Source organism: Streptomyces sp. NPDC007189, from assembly GCF_040703635.1.
Taxonomy (GTDB): Bacteria; Actinomycetota; Actinomycetes; order Streptomycetales; family Streptomycetaceae; genus Streptomyces.
Genome location: NZ_JBEYEY010000054.1, coordinates 1 through 9,078, shown reverse-complemented (window position 1 = coordinate 9,078; position 9,078 = coordinate 1). Strand labels below are relative to the sequence as shown.

Sequence of the window (9,078 nt, the reverse complement as noted above, 5' to 3'; positions counted from 1 at the left end):
GTCACACCACCGGCCAGCGCCAGATCACACTCACCATTGCGCAGCGCCTGCACCGCCAGATGCAACGCGACCAGCGACGACGAGCAGGCCGTGTCCACCGTCACCGCCGGACCCTCAAGCCCGAGCACGTACGACACGCGGCCGGAGACCACCGACGTCGAGTTGCCGGTGAGCAGATGGCCGCGCACGTCGTCCGGGACGTCGGTCAGGCCGGCGCCGTACTCCTGGTTGCTGGCGCCGACGAACACACCGGCGCGACCGCCCCGCGCCGACTCGGGGTCGATGCCCGCGTGTTCGAACGCCTCCCAGGACGTCTCCAGCAGCAGCCGCTGCTGCGGGTCCATGGCGACGGCCTCACGGGGCGAGATACCGAAGAAGGCGGCGTCGAAGTCCCCGGCGCCGGTCAGGAAGCCGCCCTCGCGGGCGTAACTGCCGTCCTGGCGGCGGGAGTCCGGGTCGTACAGGGCCTCGACGTCCCAGCCGCGGTCGGTGGGCCATGCGGAGATGGCGTCCACCCCGTCGGACAGGAGCTGCCAGTAGTCCTCGGGGGACCGCACCCCGCCCGGGAAGCGGCAGCTCATTCCGACGATCGCAATGGGCTCGTCCCCACGCGACTCCAGCTCCTGAAGCCGGCGCCGCGTCTCGGCGAGGTCGGCGGTGACCCACTTGAGGTAGTCCCGGAGCTTGTCTTCATTCGCCATTGGAACTTGCCCCATACGTTGTTGGCGGTAGGAACGGTTCGGCCTGCTGCGGCTGCGACGCCGGCGTTCAGGACCGGCCGAGCTCCCGATTGATGAAGTCGAAGATCTCGTCGTCCGACGCCGCCTCGAGCTGCTGGGAGACAGTGGCCTTGGCATCGGCCTCGTTCTGATCACCCAGCTCCGCCAGCATGCTGCGCAAACGTGCCTGGGCGAGAGCCCTGACGCCCATCTCTGGGGAAAGCCTTGAAATCGTGGCGGCCAGCCGGTCCAGCTCGGCGACCAGCGCACTCTCCGCGTCGGCCGCCTCCCCGCCGAACAGCTCGTCGTCAAGGAACGCGGCCAGGTGACGCGGCGTCGGGTGGTCGAAGACGAGGGTGCTGGGCAGCTTCACTCCGGCGTCGGCGGAGAGCCGGTTGCGCAGCTCCACGGCGGTCAGGGAGTCCACGCCGAGTTCCCGGAAGGCCTGCGCGGATCCGACGGCCCCGGGATCGCCGTGTCCCAGCACCTGCGCCGCCCGCCGGCGCACCAGGTCGAGCAGGGCCTGCCGGCGCTCGTCCTGCGGCTGTCCGGCGAGCTGGTCGCGCAGAGCCGTGGCGGAAACCTCGTCGGCGACCGGAGCGGCACTCTCGGCGGTGGCCGCCTGTGCTTCGGGTACCCCCGTCAGCAGGGCGCTGGGACGCACGCTGGTGTACGCCGGGGTGAACCGGGCCCAGTCCACATCCGCGACCACGACCACCGGCTCGACACCGGACACGACCCGGCCCAGCGCCCGCACCGCACGCGCCGGCTCCAACGCCACCAGACCCCGCCGCCGCAACGCCTCCACAGCCTCCACGCCGGCCGCCATACCACCCTCGGCCCACGGCCCCCACGCCACCGACGTACCCACAAGCCCACGCGCACGACGCGCCTGCACCAGCCCGTCCAGGAAGGCATTGGCCGCCGCATAACCGGCCTGACCACCACTGCCCCACACACCGGCGATGGAAGAGAACACCACGAACGCGTCAAGCGCCCGCTCCCCCAACGCAGCATCCAGGTTCACGGCACCGGTCACCTTGCCCGCCCACACCTCGGCAAGCTCCTCGGCCGTCATCTCCTCCAGCGGCACATTCACCACCGCACCGGCCGCGTGCACGACCACATCCACCGGATACTCGGCCAGAAGAGCCTCCACCGCTTGGCGATCGGCCACATCACAGGCGGCGACCGTCACCCGCGCGCCGGTGGCCACCAGCTCATCCCGCAACTCAGCGGCGCCCGTGGCATCAAGGCCACGGCGGCTGACGAGCAGCAGGTGCTCGGCACCGTTCTCGGCCGCCCAGCGGGCCACACGGGCGCCCAACGCGCCCGTACCCCCGGTGATCAGGATGGCGCCACGCGGCCGCCACACAGCCGCATCCGCGGCAGCCGCCTGCACCCGCTCCAGCCGGCGGCCGAACACCCCCGACGCCCGCACCGCCACCTGATCCTCATCACCCACACCAGCCAAAACCGCCGCCAGTGCGGAACGGGAGTCCGCGTCAAGGGAGTTGGGGAGGTCGACGAGGCCGCCCCAGCGTCCGGGAATCTCCAGCGCGGCCACACGGCCCAGGCCCCACACAGCGGCCTGCACCGCGTCCACCGCCGCGTCCGACCCGCCGACCGACACAGCGGCACGGGTCACCACCCACAGCGGTGCCGTCACGCCCGAGTCACCCAGGGCTTGTGCCAGTGCCGCCGAGGCGGACACGGCCAATGGCACGCCATCACCCCGGACTTGACCGACGAGGGACAGCAGGGACACCACACCGGCGACTGAGCCGACACCCTCAAGGCGCCCGGCGAGTTCGGCGCGGTCCGCGCCGGTCTCGTGCGTCAGCAGCTCGACGTCGGCGCCCGCAGTCGTCAGGGCTTCCCGGACCGACACGGCCCAGGCGTCCCCGGCGAGACCGTCGGGGACGACCAGCAGCCAGCGGCCCGACAGCGCGACGCAGCGCGGCAGACCGGTCAGCGACTGCCAGCGCACCCGGTACCGGGATCCGTTCAGCTCGGCCTGTTCACGCCGCTGGCGGCGCCAGGAGGTCAGGGCGGGCAGCACCGCGCCCACGACATCCTGCTCCAGGTCCAACTCCCCCGCCAGCGACTCCAGATCCTCCCGCTCGACCGCCTCCCAGAACCGGGCGTCGATCTCACCACCCGTACCGGCGACGGCCTCCGGTCGCGCGGGAGCCGGCCAGAACCGCTGGTGCTGGAAGGCGTACGTCGGCAGCTCCACCGGCTCCACGGCCGGGAACGCCCGCGACCACTCGACCTCACCGCCCGACACGAAGAGAGCGGCCAGCGCGGCCAGCACCGAGCCCGCCTCTGGGCGGTCCTTGCGCAGGGCGGGCACCAGCACCGGCGCGTCATCGTCCGGCCCGGTGCTGTCGTCCAGCACGGTCTGCCCGAGCGCGGTCAGGGTGCCGTCGGGGCCCAGTTCGAGGTAGCGACGGACACCGTGCACGTCCAGGGCCCGTACGGCATCGGCGAAGCGCACCGTCGCCCGCACATGCTGCACCCAGTAGTCCGGCGAGGTCAGCTCGTCGCCGGTGACCTCCTCACCGGTGACCGTCGAGACGATCCGCAACTGCGGCTGCTCGTACGACAGACTTTCGGCGACCTTGCGGAAGTCGGCGAGCATCGGCTCCATGAGCGGGGAGTGGAAGGCGTGGCTCACGCGCAGAGCGGTGACCTTGCGGCCCTCGGCGCGGAAGCGCTCGGCGATCTCCTCCACGGCCTCTGCCGTACCCGAAATCACCAGCGCGCGAGGCCCGTTGACCGCCGCGATGCCCACCTGCTCACCCAGCAGCGGCAGCACCTCCTCCTCCGAGGCCTGCACCGCCACCATCGCACCCCCTGCCGGGAGCGCCTGCATCAACCGCCCACGCGCTGCCACCAGACGGCACGCATCCGCCAGCGACCACACACCAGCCACATGCGCGGCCGCGATCTCACCGATCGAATGACCCGCCAGCACATCCGGGCGCACACCCCACGACCCCAGCAACCGGAACAACGCGACTTCCAAGGCGAACAGCGCGGGCTGGGCGTACTCAGTCCGGTTCAGCGCGTCGGCGTCCTCGCCAAACACGACCTCCCGCAACGGGCGCGGCAGTTCGGTGTCCAGGTGAGCGCACACAGCGTCGAAGGCGTCCGCGAAGACGGGGTACTCGTCGTACAACTCCCGACCCATGCCCAGGCGTTGCGCTCCCTGCCCGGCGAACAGGAAGGCCGTACGACCGCCCTCACCGACGTCACCGATCACCGCACCCACGCCGGCCGACTCACCGGCGGCAACGGACCGCAGGCCGCTCAGCAACTCCTCCCGGTCGGCACCCCACACCACGGCCCGGTGCTCGAACACCGACCGCGACCGCACCAGCGCCGCACCCACCGCAACCGGCGACACCCCGGCCCACTCGGACACGAACTCCGCCAGCCGTCCGGCCTGCGCCCGCAGAGCCTCACGGCTGCGCCCGGACACCACCCACGGCACCAACGACGGCACCGGACCGGTCTCAACGACCGTGCGCTCCTCCGCGACCGGCTGCTCAAGGATGATGTGGGCATTCGTCCCGGAGACACCGAACGCTGACACACCTGCCCGGCGAACACGCCCGGAATCGGGCCAGTCCCGCTCTTCGGTGAGCAGTTCGACGGCGCCGGCCGACCAGTCCACTCGGGACGACGGCTCCTCCGCATGCAGCGTGCGCGGTAGCACGCCATGCTGCATCGCCAGCACCATCTTGATCACACCAGCGACACCGGCGGCGGCCTGCGTGTGACCGATGTTCGACTTCACGGAGCCCAGCCACAACGGCCGTTCACGATCCTGGCCATAGGCGGAGATCAAAGCCTGCGCCTCGATCGGATCACCCAAGGACGTACCCGTGCCGTGCGCCTCCACCGCATCCACATCCGACGGCTTGAGCCCGGCGCTCGCGAGGGCCGCCCGGATCACTCGCTGCTGCGAAGGACCGTTCGGCGCCGTCAGACCATTCGAGGCACCGTCCTGGTTCACCGCCGAACCGGCCACCACCGCCAGCACCCGGTGCCCGTTGCTGCGCGCGTCGGAGAGCCGCTCCACGACAAGGACACCAACGCCCTCGCCCCAGCCGGTGCCGTCCGCACCCTCCGCGAACGCCTTGCACCGACCATCCACGGCAAGCCCCCGCTGCCGGGAGAACTCCACGAACGCACCCGGCGTCGACATCACCGTCACACCGCCCGCGAGCGCCAAGTCGCACTCACCCGCACGCAGCGCCTGCACCGCCAGATGCAACGCGACCAACGACGACGAACACGCCGTGTCCACCGTCACCGCCGGACCCTCAAGCCCCAGCACATACGACACCCGGCCCGACAACACCGACGCCGCATTACCCGTGCCCACATGACCCTCGAAGTCCTCACCCGAGGCCAACAGCACACCCGTGTAGTCCTGACCATTCGTACCGGCGAAGACACCGGTACGACTGCCCCGCAGACCACCCGGAGCGATACCCGCCCGCTCCAACGCCTCCCACGACGTCTCCAACAACAACCGCTGCTGCGGATCCGCCGCCAACGCCTCCCGCGGACTCATCCCGAAGAACCCCGCGTCGAAGAGGTCGGCCTCGTCCAGGAAGGCACCCACGTCCACGTAACTCGTGGCAGGACGTTCGGCGTTCGGGTCGTACAAGGTCGACAGGTCCCAGCCGCGGTCGGCCGGGAACGGGCCCACCGCGTCACCGCCCTCCGAGAGCAGCCGCCACAACCCCTCCGGGTCACTCACCCCACCCGGGAAACGGCACGCCATCCCCACGATCACCACCGGATCGTCCGAGGCATGCGCGGCGCCGGCCGACGACGGATCCGCCTCTGCCAGCTCACCCAGCAGCTGCTCCCGGAGATACCGTGCCAGCGCCACCGGCGTCGGGTAGTCGAAGACCACGGTCGCGGCGAGGGGGACGCCGGTGGCCATGGCGAGGGTGCCGCGGAGTTCGACCGCGGTGAGGGAGTCGACGCCCAGGTCGCGGAAGGCGCGCTCGGCGGGCACGGCGGAGGCGCCGGAGTAGCCGAGGACGCCGGCGGCGCACAGGCGGACCATTTCGAGGAGGACCCGTTCCTGCTCGGCCGGGGTCAGTCCGGTGAGCTGGTGGCGCAGGCCGGAGCCGTCGCCGCGGCCGAAGCGCTCGGAGGCGGCGCCCGCGCCCTCGACGGCGGCCCGTGCCTCCGGGAGCGACTCGATGAAGGGACTCGGCCGGGTCATGGTGAAGGGGGGCGCGTACTCGCCCCAGTGGATGTCGGCGACCATGACGGCGGCCCCGGGTGCGCCGACGGCGCGTTGCAGGGCCAGGATGCCGAGGGCGGGCTGCAGGGGAAGGACACCGCCGCGGTGCATGCGCCAGGCGACGACCTCCTCGTCGGCCATGCCGCCGTCGGCCCACGGGCCCCAAGCGATAGAGGTGGCGGTCAGTCCGGCCGCGCGGCGGCGCTCGGCGAGCGCGTCGAGGAAGGCGTTGGCCGCCGCGTAGTTGCCCTGGCCGGAGGTGCCGAGGGTGCCGGCGATGGAGGAGAAGAGGACGAACGCGTCCAGGTCGCTGTCGCGGGTCAGCTCGTCCAGATGCAGCGCGCCCAGCGCCTTGGTGCGCAGGACGCGCGCGAACCGCTCCGGGGACAGAGCGTCGATCACACCGTCGTCCAGGACGCCCGCCGTGTGAACCACAGCATCAACCGGGTGCTCGGCAAGGAGTGCGGCCAGAGCCTCGCGGTCCGCCACGTCACCCGCTATCACACTCACGCGCGCACCGGCAGCCTGCAGTTCGTCCCGCAGGCCGGCCGCGCCCGGCGCGTCCATGCCGCGCCGGCTGACCAGCACCACGTGCTCGGCACCCTGCTCCGCGGCCCAGCGGGCCACCCGTGCGCCCAGCGCGCCCGTGCCGCCGGTGATGAGCACCGTCCCGCGCGGCTGCCACGCGGCGGCCTCGGCGGCCGGGGTGACGCGTTCGAGGCGGCGGCCGAAGACGCCCGAGGGGCGGACGGCCAGCTGGTCCTCGGGGCCCGCGCCGAGGAGGACTCCCGTGAGGCGGGCCGTGGCGCGCCGGTCGAGGGTGTCGGGCATGTCGATCAGACCGCCCCAACGGTCCGGGTACTCCAACGCCGCCACCCGGCCCAGACCCCACACCGCACCCTGCACCGGATCCGGAGCACCGTCCGAACGGCCCACCGACACCGCACCCCGCGTCAGCACCCACACCCGGCCGCCCACACCGGCGTCCCCGCACGCCTGCAGCAGCGTGGCGATGACGGCGGGGCCGAGGGGCAGTCCTTCGCTGTCGGTGCCGGCGAGGTGGGTGAGGGCGAGCACGCCCCGGACGGGGTGCTGCTCGGTCGCCGCGCGCAGCCGGGCGGCGAGTGCGGCGCGGTGTGTGCGGTCGTCGCCGGTGACCTCGACGGTGGTGACGCGGTCGGGGCCGCCCAGGGCCGTGACGACGGCCGCCGGGACCGGGTCGTCTCCGTCGGGGTTGCCCGGCAGGAGCAGCAGCCAGCGGCTGTCCGCCGGTTCGGTGTCCGCGGTGGGGGGTTCGGGGGCGGCTGGCTGCCACGTCACCCGGTAGGAGAGGGCGTCGACGGCGGTCTGCTGCCGCTGCCGCCGGCGCCAGGACGCGAGGGCGGGGACGACCGCGTCGATCTGTTCGGCCCGCACGCCGAGGGTCTCGGTCAGGGCGTCGACGTCCTCGCACTCGACGGCTTCCCAGAACCGGTCGTCGACGGTGTCGGCGGCGGTCCGCGCGGTGGGCGCTTCGGCGCTGTCGGGGGCGGTGGCGTGGTCGAGCCAGTAGCGCTCGTGCTGGAAGGCGTACGTCGGCAGGTCGACCGCCGGCGCGGTGGGCGCGGCGCCGAACGCCGGGGTCCAGTCGACGTCGACGCCGTGGACGTGGAGCCGGGCGAGGGCGTCGTACAGGCTGGGGACCTCGGGGCGGTCCTTGCGCAGCGCGGGCACGAGCAGCGGGGCGGCGGCGGCGGGACCGGTGGCGGGGTCGTCGGGGAGGCAGGCGCGGGCGAGGGCGGTGAGGGTGCCGTCGGCGCCGAGTTCGAGGTAGCGGGTGACGCCCTGTTCGCGTAGGCGGCGGATGTCGTCGGCGAAGCGGACGGGCTGGCGGACGTGGGCGGTCCAGTAGCCGGCGGCGCACAGTTCGCCGGGGTCGGCGAGGGTGCCGGTGAGGTCGGAGACGATCGGGATGTGCGGCCGGTGGTAGGTGAGGCTCTCGGCGACGCGCAGGAAGTCCCGCAGCATCGGCTCCATCAGCGGCGAGTGGAAGGCATGGCTGACGCGGAGCCGGGTGGTGCGGCGGCCGAGCCCGGCGAGGTGTCCGGCGACGCGGGAGACGCCGTCCTCGGTGCCCGAGACGACGAGGGAGCGGGGCCCGTTGACGGCGGCGATGCCGACCTCGGCGTCCAGTCCGGCGAGCAGGGGCAGCACCTCGTCCTCGGACGCCTCGACGGCGACCATGGCGCCACCTTCGGGGAGGGCCTGCATGAGCCGGCCGCGGGCGGCGACGAGGCGGCAGGCGTCCTCCAGGGACCACACGCCGGCGACGTGGGCCGCGGCGAGCTGGCCGATGGAGTGCCCGGCGAGGACGTCGGGGCGGACGCCCCAGGACTCCAGCAGCCGGAACAGGGCGACTTCGAAGGCGAACAGGGCGGGCTGGGTGAACTCGGTGCGGTTCAGGGCCGCTTCGTCGTCGCCGAAGACGATGTCGCGCAGGGAGCGGCCCAGTTCGTTGTCGAGGTGGGCGCAGGCTGCGTCGAAGGCGTCGGCGAACACGTCGAAGGCGGCGTGGAGTTCGCGGCCCATGCCGAGGCGCTGGGAGCCCTGTCCGGCGAAGAGGAAGGCGACGCCGCCCTCCGTGCCTGCGGTGCCGACGGCGGCGCCTGGGGTCGGTTCGCCGCGGCCGACGGCGTCGAGGGCGGCGAGGAGGGCGGTGCGGTCGTCGCCGACGACGACGGCCCGGTGTTCGAACATGGTTCGGGACGTCGCGAGGGCGTGTCCGACCTGTGCGGGGGTCGTGCCGGGGTGGGCCCGCAGGTGGGCGGTGAGCCGGGCGGCCTGGGCGCGCAGGGCTTCGTCGCTGCGTGCGGAGAGCGTCCAGGGTACGACGTCGGCCGGGGGCCGCAGGTCCGCCAGGGCGGGGGCGTCGTCGGTCTGCGCTTCTTCCAGGACGACGTGGGCGTTGGTGCCGCTGAGCCCGAACGCGGACACGGCGGCGCGGCGCGGGCGGTCCTCGTACGACGGCCACTCCTGAACCTCGGTGAGCAGCTCGACAGCGCCCGCCGACCAGTCGACGTGCGAGGACGGCTCGTCCACGTGCAG

The 9,078-nt window shown here is 72.9% G+C and carries 2 protein-coding genes; both read right to left on the bottom strand.

Annotated elements, in window-relative coordinates; translation table 11 throughout:
• Positions 1 to 701 (bottom strand): beta-ketoacyl synthase N-terminal-like domain-containing protein (locus tag AB0950_RS40070; protein WP_360163105.1); only part of this gene is annotated, 701 nt, incomplete at its 3' end.
• A gap of 67 nt (positions 702 to 768) precedes the next feature.
• A complete protein-coding gene (locus AB0950_RS40065) occupies positions 769 to 9,072 on the bottom strand; it encodes a type I polyketide synthase (RefSeq protein ID WP_366780777.1) in 8,304 nt (2,767 codons plus the stop codon).
• Positions 9,073 to 9,078 lie beyond the last annotated feature (6 nt).